10 protein-coding genes and 1 pseudogene are annotated in these 22,732 nt (G+C 48.5%); 2 read left to right on the top strand and 9 right to left on the bottom strand.

Going from position 1 to position 22,732, the window contains the following annotated elements; all coding sequences use genetic code 11:
* Positions 1–51: 51 nt before the first annotated feature.
* Together AC3Y23_RS23060 and AC3Y23_RS23055 are read right to left on the bottom strand one after the other, a co-directional pair.
* Positions 52–13,644 carry an S-layer homology domain-containing protein gene (locus AC3Y23_RS23060; RefSeq protein WP_379203453.1) on the bottom strand — a complete coding sequence of 4,531 codons (13,593 nt, stop codon included), beginning with the start codon at positions 13,642–13,644 and terminating at the stop codon, positions 52–54.
* On the bottom strand, positions 13,628–14,023 hold the full coding sequence (locus AC3Y23_RS23055) for an S-layer homology domain-containing protein (protein ID WP_379203451.1): 396 nt from the start codon (positions 14,021–14,023) through the stop codon (positions 13,628–13,630). Before AC3Y23_RS23055 ends, AC3Y23_RS23060 begins: the two co-directional genes overlap by 17 nt.
* 323 nt (positions 14,024–14,346) lie before the next feature.
* Between AC3Y23_RS23055 and AC3Y23_RS23050 the strand changes: the two genes are divergently transcribed.
* Positions 14,347–15,156, top strand: coding sequence for a pentapeptide repeat-containing protein (locus AC3Y23_RS23050; protein WP_379203449.1), 810 nt, complete (start codon positions 14,347–14,349; stop codon positions 15,154–15,156).
* Positions 15,157–15,177: 21 nt separating this feature from the next.
* Here AC3Y23_RS23050 and AC3Y23_RS23045 read toward each other — a convergent pair whose 3' ends face one another.
* The 7 genes and pseudogenes from AC3Y23_RS23045 to AC3Y23_RS23015 form a co-directional block, all read right to left on the bottom strand.
* Positions 15,178–15,708 (bottom strand): P-loop NTPase family protein, encoded by a 531-nt coding sequence (locus tag AC3Y23_RS23045; RefSeq protein WP_379203447.1) that lies wholly within the window; start codon positions 15,706–15,708, stop codon positions 15,178–15,180.
* 9 nt (positions 15,709–15,717) lie between these two features.
* A complete protein-coding gene (locus AC3Y23_RS23040) occupies positions 15,718–16,293 on the bottom strand; it encodes a GNAT family N-acetyltransferase (RefSeq protein WP_379203551.1) in 576 nt (191 codons plus the stop codon).
* Between the two features lie 267 nt (positions 16,294–16,560).
* A pseudogene (locus AC3Y23_RS23035) lies at positions 16,561–17,178 on the bottom strand (phosphotransferase family protein); the annotation flags it as partial.
* Positions 17,179–17,233: 55 nt separating this feature from the next.
* On the bottom strand, positions 17,234–18,163 hold the full coding sequence (locus tag AC3Y23_RS23030; protein WP_379203445.1) for an AraC family transcriptional regulator: 930 nt from the start codon (positions 18,161–18,163) through the stop codon (positions 17,234–17,236).
* Between the two features lie 163 nt (positions 18,164–18,326).
* A complete protein-coding gene (locus AC3Y23_RS23025; RefSeq protein ID WP_379203443.1) occupies positions 18,327–19,175 on the bottom strand; it encodes a P-loop NTPase family protein in 849 nt (282 codons plus the stop codon).
* 41 nt (positions 19,176–19,216) lie between these two features.
* Complete coding sequence (locus AC3Y23_RS23020) at positions 19,217–20,065, bottom strand: methyl-accepting chemotaxis protein (protein WP_379203441.1); 849 nt, start codon at positions 20,063–20,065, stop codon at positions 19,217–19,219.
* A 308-nt stretch (positions 20,066–20,373) separates the two neighbouring features.
* On the bottom strand, positions 20,374–21,396 hold the full coding sequence (locus AC3Y23_RS23015) for an SGNH/GDSL hydrolase family protein (protein ID WP_379203439.1): 1,023 nt from the start codon (positions 21,394–21,396) through the stop codon (positions 20,374–20,376).
* A 273-nt stretch (positions 21,397–21,669) separates the two neighbouring features.
* Here AC3Y23_RS23015 and AC3Y23_RS23010 point away from each other — a divergent pair, with 273 nt between their 5' ends.
* Positions 21,670–22,731 (top strand): GntR family transcriptional regulator, encoded by a 1,062-nt coding sequence (locus AC3Y23_RS23010; RefSeq protein ID WP_379203437.1) that lies wholly within the window; start codon positions 21,670–21,672, stop codon positions 22,729–22,731.
* Position 22,732: the final 1 nt, after the last annotated feature.

Genomic DNA, 22,732 nt, shown 5'->3' with positions numbered 1-22,732 from the left:
AAGACCGACCCGTAACCGGATCGGCCTCCCTGAAAACTTTTGCGACAAACGTTATTTACTCAGTTCATATACGATTTTGGTAACCTTGGAGATCAGCGTGTAATATCTGCTGAAATCGGCGATATACGCACCTCCGGCTTTTTTGAGCATAGCCAGAATAATCATCGCACCGATCACCCCACGATAGGCATCCCATACAGTATCCGTAGCATCCAGCACATTGAATCCGGATAAGAACAACACTTTCAGCGCGATCTCCGGTTCATATACACCGTCATTTTTTAGCTGGTCCGTGATTTTGGAAAGACTGATGTTGGCATGGCGCAAAGCTGAAGCAGTAACGATCAGTGCGATCTCATTGTTGTTCAGCAGCTTGCGTTCTGCGGAGTTCAGCCCATCGTAATAAGCCTGTCTCTCACGGGTCGAGACTTCTTTGATAATCTGGAACGTATACTTCAAGTTGTTACCATTCGCTATCTGAAGCGCCGTCACCAAATCGGTTAGTGTAATCAGATTCGATTCCAGCATAGCTTTAGCAATTTCCTTGAGCGTCCAGCCCGCAATTTCCTGAAGATACATCGGAACCCAGCCCGGACGGCAGCCTGCGGCAAGCAGCGCAGCTGCTACCTCCTTGATGGTCTTGAATCCGCCATCGTATAGAGATTTGGCAATGGTAAAGTAGCCCATATTCAGGTACTTGGAGAGCAGCTTTGCCAAATCGACTGCCGACATACCCGTTGCCTTCAGGATAGCAATGGTATTGTCATTCCCAACACTTCTGTATCTGATATATTCAGTAGGCGTATAGCCGTTGCGGATTAGCCAGTGAAGCTGATCATCCGACGAGCGGTTACTCAGGAAGCTTAAGGCTTCCACTGCCGTCAATCCCAGCTGTCTCAGAATCGCAGCAATATCATCGCCTCGTTGGCCTACCGCCTCTAGGCCGCCCATGACAGCCTGGGTGCCATATCCTTGTTCACGCATGGCGAGTGCAATATCCGTCATGGCAGCATTAGGCAATCCTGCTTTTACAATGTTAATGACCTTGTATGGCAGCAAATTCCACTTTCTTAGGTACTGCACAATGGCCGCCGGGGTATCCACACCAAGCTGAACCAATTGCTTACCTTGTTCTTCCTCAGTACCTGCATTCTTGCGGGAATCGTTGTAATAATTGTACCGCATCTTCAGCACGCTGGCGTTGTCATAGCCCAGCGCCAACAGTGTATTGACCAAGTAGCTCGATGGGGCTGGCTCCAGCAGTCCCCGGATATCCAGCTCTGCGGCAACGTCGTTCGCGTTAGCTCCCCGCTCCTTCATCCGTTTCAGATAAGCGAATAAAGGATCACTTCCGAACACCTCACGGACGGCTGCACGGAGACGTTCTGCTGACATCACTGTCGTAGACACTGCATCCGTTACCCCCAGCTCATCCAGATTGAAGAGCACCTTCAAAGCCAGCACGATATCCGTATCCTTGAACTTGCCCCGCATAAAGCTGGCGACACTGCCCGGAGACGAGGTGCTGCCTGCCGGAAGGATCTTCGCCAGATAACCGACATTGGCATCATTATAGTAAACCTTGAATACGGCAAGCCCCAGTTCCGGACCTTTGTAGGATGGAGCAAGCATTTCTGTCGCCTGATCAGCCCCCATGTTGTAAGCATCCTTCAAATATTGAAGGATATCCTGAACCGGAGCGTTCTGCTTGATCAAGAAAGCTGTGGCACCTTCGGCCGTCGTGATCCCGTAGAGATCAAGCACATCCTGCAGTGTACCTGACGATGTGTTAACTGCGTCATAGACCTGCTCTACCGCCGATTGGATCGCCGTTGCCGAATACAGACCCAGTGCCGTCAGAATAGCCTTTGTCTCTGATCTCGTCTTGCTGTAACTCTTCTTCAGCATCTCGGCAACATACGTCAACCGATAACCGCCATTGCTCAGTTGAAGAGCGGCAGTATCCACACTCGTGAACAGCCCTGCCGTCTTAAAAGTATTCATTAAGCCTGCATCAAACGTTGAGCCATAGACGGTATTTAGACTGTTCAGAATTGCCGTCGCTGAGAACGTTCCATTTGCAATGAGCAATCCGGCCGTTTCCACGGAGGATTTTCCGTAGTGGTTCTTGAACATGTCTGCAATCTCAATCAGGGAAAAGCCAGCTTCCCACAGATAAGTGACCACGGCCTTCTCCTCCGTAATCTCAGCTTCCTGCAGCACCTTTTGCGGTGAACGGCCTACAGCTTCCTGTGAATCCTCCCCGTAGACATGAAGAACCGTCCATTCTATAACATTCCCATCTTCAAAATGAAGAGCCTTCAGTGCTTCTATCGTAGCCTTGGACGTGTTGCCGTAATAATTTTTGGACACTTCGATTACATCCTGCAGAGTGTAACCCATGGTACGCAGGTAAGGTGCAGCCTCAGCAATCGAGGGAATACCGCTCGCTTTCAGCAGCTGATCCAGACTTTGCTGAACCGGCTTGCCGTATTCCTGCGCAACTGTAGATAGGATGTCTGCTGCTAGATAATGCTGTGTTTGCATTAACGTATACGTCGTTTCGCCAGCCATTAACTTATAGTAGGTTTTGGCTGCCAGGACGAGATCGGTCAACGTGAATCCGGCTTGCTGCAATTTCGGCAGGGCATCGGAGAATACGGTGATTCCCAGTGAACTCAGTGACTCCAGCTTCGTCTGCTCCAGTGACTGATTGTATATCTTGGCTACAGCCCCCTCAATTTCAGGCCGATCATACGAACCCTCTGCCATCAATGCAGCGATGGTCTCTCCAGACGTCAGGTTATAATGCTCCTTGCCCACACGGACAATGCCCTCCAGGTCATAGCGCATCTTCTGCAAGAATGGCACCGCAGCGTCAAGTGTGTTCATACCGCCTGCCTTCAGCGAATCCGCGATGTTAGACTGCTGTGTGCTTCCATAAATATCGGATACACCCGCCACTACATCCGATTGACGGTACAGATTAGAATTCAGATGAGCCTGCAAGGCTCCGCCTGCCGATAGACCATACGCCTTAGCCAGCTTGATACTGGTAGCCAGACTGAAATGGGTCTGGAATACGAAGGAGATGGCTTCTGCAAAAGAAGTAACTCCCTGCTCTTGAAGCAGACTATAAAGGGCCGTCTCCACAGGCAGATTATAGGCAGTAGCAATCGCTGTGATCAGCGCATTCTTGTCGCCTACCGGCTTTTTCAGAAAACCTGCCGCCGTTTGGCCCGCGGTTAGTCCGAATTTCTCTTTGACCACGACGGAGATTTCTTTGATGCCAAAGCCTGCGTTGCGCAAATAATCTATCGCTTCGTCGGCATTGCTGATGCCTTGCGTCTGCAAGGTCTCAAATACTGTCGTCTCTAGGGTCTGACCATAGACACTGGCCATACCTGTCAGGATCATATTCTGGCTGTTGGGATAAGCTGCGACGAGTAGTTGCGTCGCTTTTCCAGCCTCCAGTCCGTAATAGTCCTTCAAAGCGCGGGCAATATCCCCCAGCTTGTATCCGCCTTTTTGCAAGAAACTGATTCCTTCAGCAGGCGATTCAATCGCGGAAGCTTTGAGAATCTGTGCAATGGTAACCTGCTGCTGTCCATACAGCTTTTGCAGCAAAGCAATCGTCGCTTGCAGGTTGTTGCGGTTAGAGGAATGAACAATCAGCCCTTTCATGACCTCCTCTTGGCTAAAGCCGCCCTGGACAAGTGCGGGACCCACCATCTCGGAATCCCAATACGTGCGATAGCGTGCGGCCAGAGTGTTAATCACGGATGTTGCCGTTGCCCCTTGCGACCGGAGTGTCTGAATCCATAACGTGATCGGATCACTCCCGTATGCCCAGGCCAACGCCCAGCCGATGATCTCCTGGTCTTCTTGTGTATGCTGAAGCAGCACCGACATAGCTGCGCTGGAATCCAGACCATAAGCCTCACGCAATACAAGCGCTCTGTCCTTCAGAGGATAGGGAGCCAGCCGCTCCACAACCTGCTCCATTGGCAGTCCCGTGCTCTTCAGATAAGCGGTGACGTCGCTTGCAGCAATACCATAACTGCTGAAAGCCATAATCCACTCACTCCAACCCTTGCTGTCGAAGGCAGCTGCCACTTCTTCGAAGGCGTACCCCGCATTCTTCAAGGCCGATAGCAGATACGGCATCCCTTTAGCTCTAATTCCTTGCGTGGAGTAGAAATTAATCGTGCCTTCAATGATAAGGTCCAGGGTGTACAGCTTGGACATACTCATGGCTACAGTGATATCGGGCAGCGTAGCTTTGGAGAACAAATACTGAACGTCCTTGACTACAGTAACAACGGAGCATGCACAGCCAAATCTGGCGAACGCGCTAGTCCGCTCCAGCTCCACCCATTGTTCCAGGGTTACACCCATCTGACTGATTAGAGCTTTGCCGATCGCGTACTTGTCCCACATTTGTACGTTACTCATCGCTGTGGCGACAGTTTCCGCATCCAGCTTGACCTGTAAATCCCCGGCGAAGACCGACCGGATGGCCGCCAAGACATCGGCTGCCTCATAACGGCTTGTATAATCATTGAAGAAAAGCTTCATGGCATCGTCCAGGGTGAACGCTTCTCCTGCCTGGATCAGGGCATCATGAACGCTTTGCAGTGATTTGGTCGCTGTCTGCCCGGCAAGCCGGAGCTGCCGGAACACTTCATAACGATTGCCCGAATACACATGTCTGAGATAATAATCAGTCAGACTAACGTGATCGTAGCCCGCCACGAGCAAATACTTCATCGTTGCATTCCGTGCATCTGGATATACAATTCCCAGCGCAGTCCCGATGTCAGCGCCGAACTCTTCCCGCAGCAGAGCTGCTCTTGCCGAGAGATTATATCCGCTAGCAGCGAATTGAGCCATTACGTCGTTCAGGCTTACACCTGCGGCTACCCACAGATCGTTGACGATACCTGCAATTTCTTTCACACTATAATTCTTGCGTCCCAGTGCGCTGATTATGACCCCGGCCCCGTCACCAGTCGATTTAACTGCCTCCGCTACCGTTCTAGGTGCAATTTTCGCATTCAGCAGCGCAACTGCGCCCTCTGGCTGCGGATATTTTTTTCTAAGCATCGAATACAGATACGGCACGGAGAAGCCTGCGCCCAGGAAGGCCTGAACCGCTTCTTCTGCACTTGCAAAATTGTAGAATTCCGCAATCGCACCCGCGACCTCATGATCGGGATATCCACTTTGGGACAGCCATGTGGCCGCCGTAATCGCATCCGCACCATACAGGTCTTTAATAAGAGAAGCCGTATCTCTTGCCGTCTGCTGACCTTCTTGAAGGGCCTGCACCGTATCAAATGAGCTTAACCCGTAGGCCGCTTGAACGGCACCAGCGATCTCCTTCTTGTCATAACGGGCGAATTGCAGCAATGCAGTAGTCCCGCCGCTTGTCTCACTATAATGCGTCCGAAGAATACTTGCGGTTTGCGCTGCCGGCACCTTGTAATACTTCAGGTAGCCGGTCAGATCCTTGCTGGAATAACCAAATTTCCGCAGCGCAGGGCCAAGTGTATCTGTTGTATAGCCCGCTGCAATTAACTCTCCAATGAGTTCGGAACCAAAGGCGCTATTGGATCTTCTTATCGAATCATAGGCTTCGAATATGGTTATGGCGTCAGCATCCAGCTTATAGAGAATCGGAGCAAGATCACTGCGACTCAGCATATATTCCGCAACAAGCGTTTTGTAAATATTCGCCGTCTTAAAGCCCCCGTTACTAAGCAGCTGTGCAGTCTCCAGCGCGGTCTTGCCGTATTGCTCATGCAGTACCCTCGCCGGATAGGCCGCATCATTCTTATACGCATAGCTGGTAACCAAGCCTTGAATGGTCGCTACATTCGTCACCGGCATGTCGTTAAACGTCGGCAGATACGTCTGATTGACCGCTTTTACTCTATTCACGCCGGTATATGCGACCCAGGCGGTTGAAGTAGAGCCTATTCCACGGCCCGAAGCATTCCAGGTTAAAATAATCTGCGTCTTGTCATTCCCAAGCGCAGCATTCACCATGCTTTGCCACTGCCCGTCAATCTTCACGGAGAAGGAGGAACTGGCAATGACGCTTTCCAGCAGCTTATCAAAGGTAAGGATAACCTGAGTACCGCTTTCGTTAGACACGGCATTGAGCAGTTGTGGCGGTGAGCTGATGTTGTTCACCACTAGCTCATTTTCAAATTCATAACCAGCTTTGCTAAGCTTGAGCCTGAATTCTTTATTGTAGGCCAGGTTGGCCTTCACCTGATAGGTTTGACCGTAATCTGCCGTACTTGCCGAGCTAATCGTAACCTTAGTCCCGGCGTCGAGCAGAGTTAGGCCAAGCTCCGGTACCGGAATATTCAAGCTAAGGGTAAAACCATTCTCGTTGACGCCGATCAACTTGGCTGTCACCTGATAGGCAACGTAGACGCTGACCGCTGACCCGAAGTCGTAGCCTTGTTTCTTCAAGCGCAGGGAGTACGTGTTGCCTTCCGCAAGTGCTGCTTGAATGGTATAGGTTCCTGCCGCTTCGCCGGCAGCGACACCTGTTACAGCTACGGGATCACCCCCTGCGGACAGGATTTCAACATCCGCTGCCTGGAGATCAAGTTTTCCCTGACCCAGCAATAATGTGATTCCGCTTGCGGCCGATTTCGTCACTTTAGCACTAACCGCAACCGGCACAACAACTTCAACCGGACCTTTCGCCGGGTGCGCTGGATCGTTAATGGACAGGATGTAAGTCTGTCCAACCACTAGCGGCACGCGTACGGTATACGTCCTGCCTGCCTTCGCGGTGTTTTGGTTCGGATCATAGAACCTGCTGCTATCCAGCTTGATCAACTGGTGATCCGCCCCGGTCAAATACACCTTCGTGTAACTCAGATTCGGAACCGCCACGCTAAGATTCAGATTGAATCCCGCGGTCGTAATATCCGAAGCGGACAAGACCGGCATTTCCCTAACATCCAGTTGAACCGGCGGACCAAAATCATAGCCTTGCGCAGTAACGGACAACGTGTACACCGTTCCTTCTGTCAGCTTGGCTACTGCCTCATAGGTCAAGCCTCCGTCCGTGGTTACCAGAGAATCAATGATCACAGACTCTCCTGCGCTGTCCTTCAACATCACATTGCTTGTCTTCAGATCAGGAACGGCCGTCTGCAGACTTAACACGAACCCGTTCCCGGACAGCGTCGTCACCGATTTCGTAACACGTTTCAGCACGGTGAACGGCAATCCTATTCCGAAATCATAGCCGTTCTTCGTCATCTTCACGCTGTATGTGCCGCCATATTGCAAGGCCGCACGAACGGTATAGGTCAAGCCGCCATCCATCGTTGTCGCAGTAGTGACAGTAACGGCCTGCCCCTCAGCATCTGCCAATCGGAAATTCCCGCTGTTCAGACCGGGAACCGCCCGGTTGAGCCTGACCGTCAGTCCCTCACTATGGATATTCTCGGTCGTCAGTTCGATCGGTACCGGCATCGTCAAGACAAGCGGAGCGTCCAGTGTATAACCGCCCGCTGCCAGCTTCACCGAATAGCTGTCTCCTGCCATCAGCGCCGCAGACAAGGTGTAACCTGATCCACCGTTCAACGCTTTGACGGATGTAAGCGGCACGGTCTGACCACCGGCATTCTGAAGGATGAAGCTGCTGGCCTGGAGGCCTCCGACAGCAGGGGTGAGCAGAATCGTAAATTCTTTGTCCCCGATGTCTCCAACCTCGCCCTTGATGACACTCGGAAGCGCAGCAGAAACCGCATCACCAAAATCATAACCATTCTTGGCTAGCGCAATCGTATACGTCTTGCCCCCGATGAAGGAGGACTTGATCCGGTAAGTTGCACCGCCATCCTCCGTGACTACGGACGTGGCAGCCAAGGCTTGCCCGGTGCTATCCTTTAGCGTGAAGTCGCTTGCGGTCAAGCCCGGCACTACCGGATTCAGACCGATGTCGATATACGAGGCTCCCGTGTTCAGCACGGTGGAGCTTACGATCACCGGCACCTCAACGACGACCGGCTTGCCGAAGTCGTAACCGTCCTTGACCGGAAGAACCGTATATTGCGCCGCGCCGCGGAAGTCATACTCCACTTTATACGTGTTGCCCCCGTCCTCTGTAGATACCTTCGAAGCAGTGGCAACTTGAATACCATCCCGCTGCAGCTTGAATTCGCTTGGCAGCATATCCGGCACCGCATGATCGAACCGGAGCATAAAGGCATGGTTGTTCCCTCTCTCCATTCCCTCAAACGTGGCCGCGACTGGCTGCACCAGTAATGGAATGCTGGCTCCGAAATCATATTCCGGCTTGTTCAGTCCCAGTGAATAGTGCACGCCTGCCTTGAGAGTCGCCTCAATCTCATAAGTCAGCCCGGCATTGCGGCTGACGATCGAATCGATAGCGACTTCCCGGCCCTGTTCGTCAACTAGAACAACTTCGGGTCCTCCCAGACTGAGCGCTGATGACATATGCAGCTTGAAGCCCTTCACAGATAGCCCATCAACGGTGGCAGTGCGGGAGTTCAGCTTAATCTTGTCCAGCTTGCCGAAGGCATACGGGGCTTTATCTGCTATGGTCACTTGATAAGTCTTACCACCGGAGAGCGGTACACTGACAATGTAGTAGTCAACAGATGCACTCACAGGCTGGAGGGATTGCACCGCCACCGTATTTCCTGCCTCGTCGGTGACTGTAATGTCAGACGCACTGAGATTCGGCACGAACGGGACCAAGGCCAATTTGAAGCCCTTCGTGGAAGCAGCATGGATGATGCCATCGACCCACAGCTTGAACCCGATAGACAGCGGTGCTCCGAATACATAACCGGGATAGACCGTCTGGAGCGTATATAGCTCTGCCGGATTAAATTCGCCTTCGAGGCTGTAGAATCCGCTGCCGGGATTGCTTACTCTGATAGCAACCTTTCTTCCTTTGCTATCAAACAGCGAGAAATGATCTGTGGTCAGACCTGACAGACTTGGAGTGACAGACACAATGATTTTATTCACTGCTGTGCTCACAAGACTGACCTTGGCTGTGACCGGAACATCAAAGGCTACAGGAGCATCCAGTTTGAATTCGTCTCTTGCCAAATCGAGGGTGTAACCTTTACCTGGCAAGACAGTATCCAGCGCAGCCAGATAGCTAAAGCCTTGATCCGTAGTCTTCAAAGAAGACAATACCTGGATCACATTCCCCTGCGGATCATGCAAAATGACCTGCTGCGGCGTCAAGCCAGGGACGCTGGAGCTGAACTGAAGCTTGAAGCCGGAGGCTGTCACGCTGCTAATGGTTGCCTTGACTTTTTTGACAATCGTAAATGGCACCGGGTCATTGATTTGGTACAGTAGATCCGACTTGTACTGAACGGTATAATGCCTGCCGCTCTCCAGCGTGCCCTGAAGCAGGTAGGTAGCTCCTGCGTCGTCTGTAGCTGCCGAAGTCAGCGTTAGAGTCTCACCGGCGTCGTTTTTCACGATAAAATGTTTCTTGTCCAGCCCTGGAATAGGTGTATCCAGCCTAAGCTTCAATCCCGAAACATTCGCCTCGCTAACGGTAAGTACCGGCGGAGTGATAAACGTCACCGGGTTCATCGAGAATTCATCCTTGTTCAACTTGATCTGATAGGCTCTACCCGGTTGAATCCGGCTCGGCACATAGAGCTGATAGGTCGCGCCGCCGTCAGCCGATTCGAACAGGTTAGGATAATAAACAGTGCCGGCTTCATCCGTGATCGACAAGCCCAAGTAATTCTCGATCTCCGGGAAAGCTGGTGTGAACTTCAAGGTCAGATGTCCGTCACTCGTTACGTCTGCCACACTGGCCGAGATAAATCGGTTGACGTGGAACGTGACGGGAGAATCAAAGACGATAAAATTCTTGTGCAGCGTCATCGTATAGTCCGCGTTGTTAGCGAGAGCTACACGCACATGATAGGATGCACCGTTATCGACTGTCGATAGCGTCAGTCCGCTAACCTTGTTATTCTGCGCGTCTTGAATGCTGATATGGGACGGAAGCAGGCCGGGCACAGGGCTCTCAAATGAGAGATCAAAGCCCGCATTCGTGATATTGGATACCTTCGTTGCCCCCGCGTGAATCGTATCCGCTACCTGAAAATCAACCCCGGCTTCCGGCAAATGGCCGGTCAGCTTCAGATTATATTTTCCACCCGGCAAACTGGCTGCCAACTGATAATTGCTGCCTTGGTCCTCTGTCAATACAGACTGGATAGCAACAGGGTTACCCGTAACCGCATTGACAAGAACAAAGTTGCTCGCGCTCAGACCATCCAGCGCATAATTCAGCTTCACGTTAACTCCGCTATTAGCAATCTGGTTCACCGAGACTGTCGCAAGCACGGGAACCTTGACTGTGAAAATATTGCTGTCCATCTCCGCATCCACCATCAATTGATAGATTCCCGGCTGCAAATTAGCTGAGATCCAGTAGCTGGAGCCTTCATCTTCCGTCACGACCGATTGAATAGCGACTGGCGTGCCGTCCGGCTTCGTCAGCTTAAATCCAAACTCCTTATTGATCACAACAGGAGGAACCAGTACTAATCTAAACCCTGTATAAGAAGGCTCAATAATCTTATTCTGGGCAAATACCCAAATCGTTTTCGGAGCCCCGAAGTCATATCCGTTTACTTTTACCGAGACGGTATAGCTCTGCCCCCCTGATCCGGCAAAAGTAACAATGTACATCCGTTGACCGCTGTCCCACGCCACATTGGTAATGGCTACTTCATTGCCTGCGGCATCCTTCGCAAAGAAATTATCCTTGGTCAGGCCTGGCACAGCCGGGTTAAGACCCGCCATGAACTGAGTCGGCTGCCGTCCGGCGTTCCAGACGTTCAGGGTAGCACTGACTAGTGTCGCCGGATCACCGAAGCTGTACCCCGCAGCGGTAACTGCAAGTACAAAAGGGCCACCCGAGTTGAGCCGTGACGTTTGCAGCAAATAGCTTCTGCCCTGATCGTCGCTCGTAACGGAATCCAGGACAATGGGATTGCCGCTTCCATCCTTCAGCTTAAAAGCAGCCGCGGTTAAGCTCGGCACCGGCAAGGCAAAATGAACTTTAAGTCCGGTATAGATGCCGGGAAAACCCTCATAGGTCGTATGCTTATTGATCTCCACTATTGCAGGCACACTGACCGTTCCTTCGAAGTACCGCGCATCTTCTGTATCCAGGCGGTAGCGATAAATCCCTTCTGCAGACAGATCTCCCGATACAACCGCTGACTTGCCGTCAGCACTGAACTGAACACCGTCAACCTGAATAGACCGACCATTGTTATCCTCCAGCTTGAGGTCTCCAGCAGCAAGACCGGAAATGGCGTTCTGGAACACAATTTCAAAGCCGCTATGCGTGACCCAGCCGATCGAAGACGGCAATTTCTCTGCCTCTACTTTCAGGACAACAGGCTCGTTAAAGGCGTATCCTTCCTTGTCCAGTGAGAGGGTATACGTGTCGGCCTTATCCAGCGTGAACCACACCTCGTATTCCTTGCCTACAACCACCACGCTGAGCATATCTATGCTTACACTCTCTTTGCGCCCGTTCTTCAAAACGAAGTTCAATGCATCCAATTCCGGCAACGTCTTGTCCATCGTCAGGAGAAAACCATAGGGTCTGACGTTCCTCGCCAAAGGTGTTACCGTCGTCGTCTCCTCGCCAGGCACGGCAAACGCCAACGCCGCTCCGAAGCTGTAGCCGCTCTTCTCGATGAAAAGTCCGTAGGTTTCTCCCTTCGTCAATGCTGTATCCATCGTATAGGAATTGCCGTCGTCTGCACTTGCCGCTCCGTGGATTGCAACGGGTTGATTAGCCTTATTCAAAAGGATAAAGCTCGAGGCGTCCAATCCAGCCACCGCTGGGCTGAACGATACTTTAAAGCCATCTTCACTGATTCCGTACACATCAGCAGTTACAGAAATCGTGCCTGGATCTGTGACGGGCACAAAAATCGTTACCGCTGGTCCAAAGCCATAACCTGGCTTCGTAACCATCAATGAATACGTGACGCCCCCTTCCAGGGAGGCAGTGACGTCATAAGAGGTACCTTCGCTATTCGATGTGGCTTCCCCAATCGTAACTCTCTCGCCGTTACCAGTACGTATGAGTGAGAAATTCGAGGTCTGCAAGCCGGTCACCGGTTTGTCGAACAATACCCTAAAGCCAGCAGTACTAATGTTCTGTACCGTCTTCGTGACAGCAATATCTTGTGGCGGTGTGACCGGTACACTGAAGGTTACGGGAGCCCCGAAGTCGTACCCTGGCTTAGTCAGTGCAACGGAATAAATCTCGCCCTCATTTAAGTTAGCTGTTACCCGGTAGGAGCTTCCTCCGGTTAACGAGCCCACGAACCCGACTTCCAGGGCACGGCCCTTAGAATCTTTAAGCGAGAAATCCGCAGCCGTAAGATTCGTGATGGGAGTGCTGAAATTCAGCCGGAAGCCTGTTGTGGCCGGAACAGTCACCGTTACTTCCACCATTGTATTGGATGGCGGAGTTGGGGTTGGCGAAGTTGGGGTCGGCGGAGTTGTTCCTCCGCCGCCGCCACCACTTCCACCCCCGCCACCGTTACCACCCGCAGCGGCACTCGGCGAAAGTGTAGGGGAGGATTTTCCGCGCTCCGTTGTTTCCACACTGCCCGGCTTAGTCTCGAAGGTAACATTCGGCGCATCCACCAGCGCTTTGAGAATCTCTCCCTCACCTTTAACACTGGCTGTGCCGTGGAATTCGATACTGTCTACCTTTACGCCTTTGTTCAACATAATCGTTGAGGATTGCACACCCTCGTTAACGATGATGCGACTAGTCGTTCCTGAGTCGATGCTCAGCTTCACATTGCTCTTGACCTCAACCAAAGTGAAATTACCGGATAATGTAACCTCCCCGGTGGCAGAAATCGTAATACCCTCTATACCGCCGCTGGATGGCCCCACGTTCGACTCGACACTGGCATCCGACTGAACATCCATCTGTGAGATGACTGTCGTTCCTCCGATGACAACCCGAATCCGGCCATCCACCCTGTTAACCACAACGGTCTGGAGCTGAGAATCATCAATATGTATACTATGTTCTCCGCCGCCGTTGATCGAGGTCTTCCCCAGCACGGTCACATGATCAAGGTAGACATCGCCTTCCCCGACTTTTTGGCCGATCACCAGGTTTCCTTTCACCACCAAATTACGCAATGTAGTGTCCGGCGCGTTGACGGTAAGGTCCCCGGCGACTGTAAATGTGCCTGTCGCCGGCCCATAAGTGCCTCCTGATTCCACCGTCTTGGCCGCCGGAATGACACCCCCATCGGCACTGGTCGCCGATGGTTTCATCACGCGGTCCAGCAGCACTACAGCTTCGGCCCGCGTAAGCGGCTTGCCCGGACCAACCGTTTGGTCCGGGAAGCCCTTGATGTAGCCCGCCGCCAGCAAGGCTGCCAGCGGATCGCGGCCATAGGCAGGCACACTGCCTTTGTCCTTGAACGCCTCCAGCGGGTTCTCTCCCTCCTTGAGGAGGAGAGGAACAAGCTTCGCGACCATCACCGCGGCTTCCACGCGGGACAGTGATTTATCCGGCTGGAAGCTCCCGTCAGGGAACCCCTTCAAATAAGCCAGCCTGCACAGCTGCGCTGACCTGGGATGCAAACCAGGCATCGGCTGGCACGTCTTTGAAGGTCACATCGCTTGTCCCTTTATAAGCGAACAACCGATTCACCAGCGTAACGAATTCTACACGCGTGATGATTCCATTCGGACGAAAGGTGCCATCCTCAAAACCTTTGATGAGTCCTTTATCCACCCATTCACTGAGCGGCTGCTGCGCCCAATGGCCCGCGATATCCGCAGGGATTGAAGCCGCGTTTCCCGCCGCCTCAGCTTTGCTGCCGAGGCCAATCACAGGCTCCAGCGTCCCCGTGAGCATACTCACAATCAAAAGCCAATTGAACACAATGATCTTCCATTTTCTCGCAAAATGCTGTCCCAAAATGATTTCCCCCTTCATAAAACGATCCTTACCCTACTGCATGTATTGGGCTTTCCCGGTTATCTTGTTCATAGACGGAATTCATAGCTTCCATATATAAGTCTATAGAGGGTCAATAAAAGAATAATGAAAAATTTAGATAAAAAAGAGACAAAAACCGCGTAGCATCAAGCTTTCGCGGCTTTTGTCGAATGGGATAATTATTTTGCAGAATGCTTGGAATCTAACTTTTAAAAAAATCCTTCTTAGGTTATTATTAATCACAAAATATGGATCTATATTATTGTCCGTATAATATTCCAATTTAATTTAGGAAGTGTTGTATGAATAGTAGACTACAGTCTGACTGTGAACATTGTTTTGGGTTATGTTGTGTGGCTTTGCCGTATGCCAAATCAGCAGATTTTGCTTTTGATAAAGATAGCGGCACTCCTTGTCGCAACATGGGTTCAGATCACCGTTGTAGCATTCATGAGCAGCTGAGAGACCGAGGTTTTAACGGTTGTGTTGCTTATGAATGTTTTGGTGCGGGACAACAGGTCTCACAAAAAATCTTCAAAGGAACAGGTTGGAGAGAGAATCCAGCATCCTCAAAGACCATGTTTGCAGTATTTCCAATCGTCCAACAATTGCATGAGATGCTTTTCTACCTAAATCAAGCGCTAGAATTAGAAGAAACGATCTCGATCCGCAATGAACTGCAGAACACGTTCAATACAATTGAGTCTCTATCCAATCTTGATCCCGAAGATATTCTCAAATTAGACATACCTGCTCATCGAGAAACTGTAAATCAGTTATTACTTGCCACAAGCGAATTTATTCGAAAGGACTATATTCAAAGTCATAAGAAAAATAAGCCACGGAAGGATTTTTTAGGGGCCAATTTAAGAGGGGCTCACCTGCGAGGATCGAATTTCAGAGGGGCATTATTAATCGCAGCCAATTTGCGGGATGCCGACTTGCGGAAGGTAGATTTTATTGGTGCAGACTTAAGAGATGCTGAATTATCAGGCGCTAATCTCACGGGAAGTATTTTTTTGACACAAGCTCAAGTTAACTCGGCAAAAGGAAATAAAGATACCCGGTTACCTCATTATTTAAACGTTCCTGCCCATTGGTTATCTTCTTGATAAAAATCAAATAGCCCCCACCTACCGGCGAGAGCATAGCGTAACCCTTTTCTGGTTGGCCTTTATTTTAAGTTCAAGTTTTTTATTATCGTATAATCTGATAACTTTATCTTGAAACAAATGTAGCTTGGCTTCAAAGCAGTCTCTATTACGCTCAAAATCCCTCGTCCATTTATACATCATTTTTAACATCTTAAGATCAGGTTTATAATGACATTTTTCTAAACCGAGATTTTGCTTAAGGAAGCGTACGAGTATTCTAATTCTGCGCTTCCATAGCGGTGTATCCAGAAATATAATGGTGTCTGCCATCTCATATAGACATTGATAGGATTCACGATCCGTTCCTTCGAATATCCAATGTCCGTCTTTATCAATATCCATGATCACTTCAAGCTGCTGATGCGCTGTACGTTTAATTCGCCCCTCTGCTGTCTGATGATGAACAATAGAATCCAGCTCATACCAAGGAATATTCATTTTTTCAGATAATTGCTTGGCTAATGTAGTTTTACCACTAGCTACAATCCCAATGATTAGAACCTTTTTCATAGGGTCTCCTTAGATTGTTGCTACATAATCTTCCTTTAAAATACTGTAAATCTCCAAATCCACAATCCCTTTCCCCGCCCACAGGCTTGCCTGTCTAAGCGTACCCTCTTTCAAGAAGCCATTCTTCACCAAAACTTTCTTGGATGAATCATTCCTGGGCATCACTTCTGCCTGAATTCTGTTCACGTTGACATCCTCAAACAGAAATTGCACTAACAGCTTCACCGCAGCGCTGGCAATACCCTTGCCCCAATGGGCCTCATCCAAAAAGTAACCAATCGTCACCATATTCACCTTCTGATTAAAATCGAAGGCTTCAATAATTCCCAGCAAGCGCTCAGGCTCCGCATTAGCGAAGATCCCCCACTTGATCTTTGATCGCTTGTGAAAATCTCTGGCAAAATGCCCGATCATGTTGCTCACCGTGTTTTTGTTATGCTTGGGGAGGATGCCGCAGTATTCAAACACCTTATCATTGCTGTAGATTCCAAAAACATCGTCCACGTGGACATCTTCTATCTTCTTTAGTGTCAATTCATCGGACTTCAGCACAGGAAATTGTTCAAGAACCGCCTCAAGGTTCATTCCGTCACCCTTTTCAATGATTATCTGTGTAGAAAAATCACTAAACTCCCGTTCTTTCAGAAATGGGTTGTTATCTATCAACTTCCGGACTTTCTCAGCTGTTCCCCGTCCTTTAGGAACTCCATTCCTTCTGCTAAGTAAAATCCAGCGCAGACAAGCTAGTGCTTCAAAGGCATCCAGCTCTCCTCTGGGAATCTCCTTATCGGATAGATAAGCTGAACGAAACGCCTCTGCACGGGACTGCAACAAGTAGATTTTCTGCAGAACATAAGTCCATGCAAAATCATATCTAGGGTCCCCCAGTTGTCCATTCGTCCAGTCAATGATGGTATATCGTCCGTTGTTCTCCAGGATATTATTAGAATGAAAATCACCATGTATAATCCGATCCTGCTTCATGTGGGTCAATGGAATGAGGGAAACTGCCGTGTCATAGAGATCTGGGAATTCACTGGCCCCGGGGAAAAAATAATTGAGAAAATCATACTTAGGAATAAGACCCGCTGCCTCTCCCTGCTCAGAAACATCGACTTCGTGCAACCTGGATAATAATCCAGCCACCTCAGTTGTAGTCTTGTCATTCACTTTTTCAATAGGCGTCCCATCAAAGGTCGTTAACAACGCCTGATCCCCAGCGGAATCGATGCCCCAACCTATTGGCCTGGAAACAGCGATTCCCCGTTCATGAAGGATTTTAAGCAAATGGTACTGAGCACCTACATCCGGTTTGGACTCCTTGCTCCATATCTTTAAGACAAAGTCCTCTTGATCAATATGTATTCGTAGAACCTCGGCTTCAAACCCCTGCTTTAAAGGCTGCTTGCTAAGTGTCTCTACCTGATTCAAGAGAGCATCTAGCGTGTCCTCTTTTTCAATCCAATTCACAGCAGTAATCAGGCTTCCCAACGTTGATCCTCCCTTCCTTATATAAGGATTAAATTCAGCTCGTAGCTTGCTTTATCGGAACGTATAATTCAACCTTCACCTTCCCTTCCGGGTCCTGTGCAGGATCATTCAGACAGAACTCCAGGCAGGGGCGATCGTCGACCTCATACTGGCTATTAGGCAACCAGAGGCTAAACACATTTTGATAAGCCAGCACAAACTTTTCTACAGTATCGTAGTAGGGATATACCGCATACAGTCCACCAGATAACGTCTGGAATTGGATGTGCAGGGCATGTCCGTGCTGCTGCTTAAATCCGCTGGGTAATGTGACACAGGCATCGTACCGGCAGGCCATTTCATCTATGAAAATCGAGTCATCTAAAGATATGCCGATAAAAGAGTGCTGTCCTGGTACCAGTCCTTGTTCACTTGCCCATTGCCCCAGCTTATCCCATGCATCCCGCGTATCCAGATAGCTCCCGACATGCCTAACATACGCCACCTCATATCCCGGCAATACACGAGTAGTGATCATGTTATCCCAAACCCTCTTGAGTAGTTGATTACCAGTGTTATGGTTATTGTATCTTTGCACAGGAGGTAATTCTGCCTGCTTATTGCTAAGGATTACTGAATAATTGCTATTCTTCCTGGCACGACTACGAACTTCGCTTGGCGTTTGCCCATAATGTCTTTTGAAGAGCGTATTGAACGTCGATACCGACTCAAACCCACACTGAATTGAGATTTCCAGAATCGTCTTATGGCTGCCCTCAGCCAGCAACTGAACAGCTTTATGTAAGCGTTCTCGATTTACAAATGCCACCGGGGTCATACCGATTTTGGCTGTAAATATTCTCGAAAAATGATACTTCGACAAATGCGAAACACCCGCCAATAGCTCCAGATTGAGCTTCTTATGGCTGTTCTCCTTGATATATTGAACGACATGGTCCATTCTATCTTGCTCATTATCCCTCATACGATTAGTTCGGAGCTCTGCGCTCTCTTTACTCTCATAATGGTCCCACTTCTCCTTTTTTGCTTCATCGTATTTACAATATACAAAATAGCCCTTGCCCCACAGCTTATGCGCAGGTAAGAGCTAGCTTGCACTGCAGCGAATAAAAGTCACTCTGTGCCTGTTATCTAAAATATTGCGATACAATCCCCGCCAACACTTGCTTGTATTGATCTATCGCATACGAAGAGTTATTCACCTTGTGCTTGGCGATAGGTAATCTATTAAATATGTCTTCCTCCCATTCACGCCTTGCCTTTAAAACCTGTAGCGTACCTTCCAATTCCTTATATCCATTCTTCAGCCCAAAGCCTTGGTTGGTATAATATTCAACAAATCCTGTAGACCATTCTTTCGGTCTTTCCTGAATCGCCTTGCGGAACGAATGCTCCAAGTCATCCTGCTCCACGTAAATCAGCAATGGATCCAGACGATCTACGATGGTACTCAGGTCCGTAACATAACTTATAACCTCTTCTTTCTCAGCGCCGTACTTAATCATCCCCATTGTCACAGGGTTTTGAATAAAACAACAATCAAACACAAAGGTATCCGATACACCCAGAACATTGTCCACAAAAGACTTCCATCGCTTTGCAATCAGCTTCTTATGTGGTTCTAGCGGCAACTCGTATACATCATTTCGGAACACGATGTTGAATAGCTCGTCAGGGAAGTCAGATCCGTATGTATTCTTTAACTTGCGATATTCCAGAAAAACACCATCGTCACCCTGTTGAATCCCATGACGGCTCAGTAACGCTCTATACTCTTCATTGGTGCTCAATAATTCATCCCATTGGTTATTCTCAAAGAAGGCCACACCATCATAATCTGCCGGATGATCCAAATCCCCCTCCAAAAAAAGCTGGGACTTCACATTCATCTCCATAAGAATTTCTTGAATAAGCCTGGCCGTTGTTGTTTTCCCTGAGCCGGGTAAACCTTCAATGAAAACTACTTTTGGTTTCATAGAATCACCTCCTCGCACTCTTACTTATGCATTTATAATCATCAAACAATAGCTGAGAGCTTCTCAGCAGTCTGAACAATATGCTCATAGGAATCTTTGAGTTGGTTAATAGAGTCGCAGTTATTCCCTATCTTCTCAGTCACATTATTTACCATATTCATCATAACAGATAACGATTTCAAAATCTCATCTAGCTGATTAGAAATTTCATTCGCTGAATTTTTGCTGGTATTCGCCATTTTGCGAACTTCCTCAGCAATTACAGCAAAACCACGCCCATATTCATTCGCCCGGGCCGCCTCAATAGCCGCATTCAGTCCAAGCATATGCGATTGAGTGGCGATCTCTTTGACTAAAGCAGCTACAGAGCTTATCGTTTCCACGTTGTTTTTCACAACCTGTGACTCTTTATTAAGAACTTCTATATCATTAACGATACCTTGTGAGGCATGATGCACTTCATTCGTCCGTGCAGTCATTGCCGTAACAACCGACATAAATTCACTTGAACTATCCACCAGCACCTGTTGGCGGGCCGTAATGTCTGTAGCAATTTTGACCACATTTTGTACGCGCCCTTCTTCATCTAATACCGGTGTGTAAAAAGCCTCCAGCCAGAGTACTCTTCCACTTCGTGTCACCCGCTGTACCTTGTCATGAAAGGCTACTCCATTGCGTAGATTACCCCAAAAGTCTGCATATTCCTGGCTCCTTGCAAATTCAGGAGGACAAAAACTACTATGCTGCATCCCTGGCAAAGCATCCACTGCATGTTCCATTACTTCTGCGAAAATAGGGTTCGCCCATAGCACTTTTCCGTAGGTATCAAAAGCAATCATCGCAAGTGATTGTTCCATAGCTGTAAACATGATTCCTTGATCAACACTCATCGCTATTTCCCCCAGTTATTTGTTGTAATCTGAATTATAAGATCATAATAAACAATCCCAATATTGCCCATATAGCCGAATATAGAACAAATTTTATTAATAATATATTTATACATTATCGGTATGAGATGGAGGTAAATACAGAGAGTAGTGACCTAAAAAGACTCTTTTTTAAGAAATCCATGATTATAAGGGCTTCTTAAATGGTGGGATAATATTGAGAAGCGTGTATTTTACGCAAAAGAGTGCCTGACCCATGACAGGTTCAGACACTCTTAACTTTTATATAGGTCTCTTGCTCACTGATTTTAAAATACACATTCTGTTGCGATCAATGGGCGCTTAAGCAGCTCCCAGCCAGTCTTGGCGGAAATAAAACCAGCAAGTTCCGACCCCATTCGGTAATGCGTTTGATAGCCCGGGTGGTATCGGCCGCCCCACCCTTCTACCTCTGGATGGATCAATCCTAGATCGACCACAAGCACTTTCGAGTTTCCTTTTTGATTGAAATAGGATACCACCTTATTCACACTGGCCAGATAGTTATTATTCATCGTTCCAACACAGCAAAAGACATAGGGATCATTATATTTTTCTTGAATAGCTTGGATGAATTCGATATAAGCTGCTATATACTCCTCATCATCAATTGGCGTCGAATAATCATTCTGGCCCAAATTAATGACCACTCCATCAGGGGTATACTGGGAAAAATCCCATGGCTCTGTCCCTTTACCCAGCGTTCCATAAAAATGTTCCGGCAATCTTTGATTGCCTCCTATCGCGTCCTGCCAAACGCCGATTCCGCAAACGGCCATCGTGTGATATTCCGCATTCAGCATTCTGGCGCTGATTCCGACATAGGACATGTATCCGTCGTCAAGATCCGGAGCTTCAGCGAGCACATGCGGATGGCCGATCCCTGCTCCATCGGTAATGGAATCCCCAAAGTATTCAAGCCGGACAGGCTTTGCCGCTGGTGGGGCGAGGAAGGCTCCACCTTCAGGCAGAGAAAAAGAATGGAATACAATACTTCCGGTTAGAATACCCGTTCGCTTATGGATTTCTAACGTGTGCTCACCATCAGATAGCCCCTGTTCAATTACGTACTCATGCAGCCCCTGCTTCAGATTAATCCAATTACGGGCCACACCGTCCAATACGATTTCAACATAATCCTGACCGCCCGAATCCTCAGCCGTCATAGAGATGGCTGTACCACGGAAGGTAAGAAAAACAGCACTGTTAACCCATCCGCATTTCGGAGACTCTTTCTCGGTTAGATCAAATCTCCCCATCAGTCTGGCATATTTGGTAAAGCTAAATTCCAAGGCAATTCCTCCTCCAGCTTCTCGTAAACTACTGAAATTTCGCAAAAATAAACGTAAATAAAGTATACTTTATTTAATCTTAAATCTATATTTATGATATCATTACATATACATCAAGTCAATTGAAACGAGGGTTTTAAAAGATAAACTATACTTTTATTATCTATTTTAAGGTTAATAGTTTGATTTAAACCAAATAATAAAGTATACTTTTATAAAAAGAATGAGAGTCGTTCTATTTTTACCACCAGACTGTAATAGAGGAGAATTATTGTGAACGAGCCGAAATACGAGACGGTTAAACAAGCGCTGCTGCATCAGATTCAAGCTGGCAAGCTTCGTCCTGGCGATAAACTACCCACTGAAGAAGATCTTATGAAGCAATTTCATGTAAGCGGAATAACGGTACGAAAAGCGATGACAGAACTGGCCAACGAGGGCGCAATAACCCGCATTAAAAGGAAGGGCTCTTTTGTAAATGGAGTTCAAGCAGCGGACAATTCGAGTCATTTGATCGCATTCATCTTATCCGCAGAGGATAATTTCGATGTGTCGTATATGAAAATCATCAAAGGCGCCCAACAGGTGGCCGCCGACTTCAATTACTCCTTAATCGTGGAGTGGAGCAACGAAAACTTGGCCGTTGAACAAGCATCCATTCAGAAAATGCTAGACCGGAAAGTCGACGGAATCTTGATCTATCCATTCGATCCAATCCAAAGCAAGGATAACTTCCTATTAATTGAACAGAACAATATCCCCTATCTGTTGGTTGATCGATATAACGTGGATCATCCGTGCTATTTTTCCGGATGCAATAATTACGACGGAGCGGTCTTGGCTACCCGGGAGCTGATCCGCCTGAAGCATACCAAAATAAAATTTGCCAGCTTTCAATTTTTCCTTCAATCCGAGCAGGAGCGGTTCGCAGGGTTTTCCAACGCCATGCGTCAGGCAGGGCTATCTGTAACCGATGAACATTTATTGACCCATATGGATTATGACCGACTAGCGGGCAGCATTTTGAAGCGGGATATCACGGCTTTGTTTTGCTCCAATGACAAGCTTGCCATTGAAATGATCGAGCAACTGACCAACCGCGGCGTTAACATCCCCCAGGATGTATCCATTATGGGATTCGATGATTGGGACCATTCTAGTAACCTGTCGCTCGGATTGTCTACCGTTCGGCAAAACTTTGAGGAAATCGGCAGAAATGCTGCGAATTTACTGAATCAGGTTATTCAAGGCAAAAATTATGGAGGCAATTCGAAAATATTATCTGGTGTTTCTTTGGTGCTCCGGGAGTCTACATGTGAGAACCCTTACGCATAAT

The organism is Paenibacillus sp. MAHUQ-45 (assembly GCF_058133325.1).
This window is presented reverse-complemented; position numbering and strand designations above follow the sequence as displayed.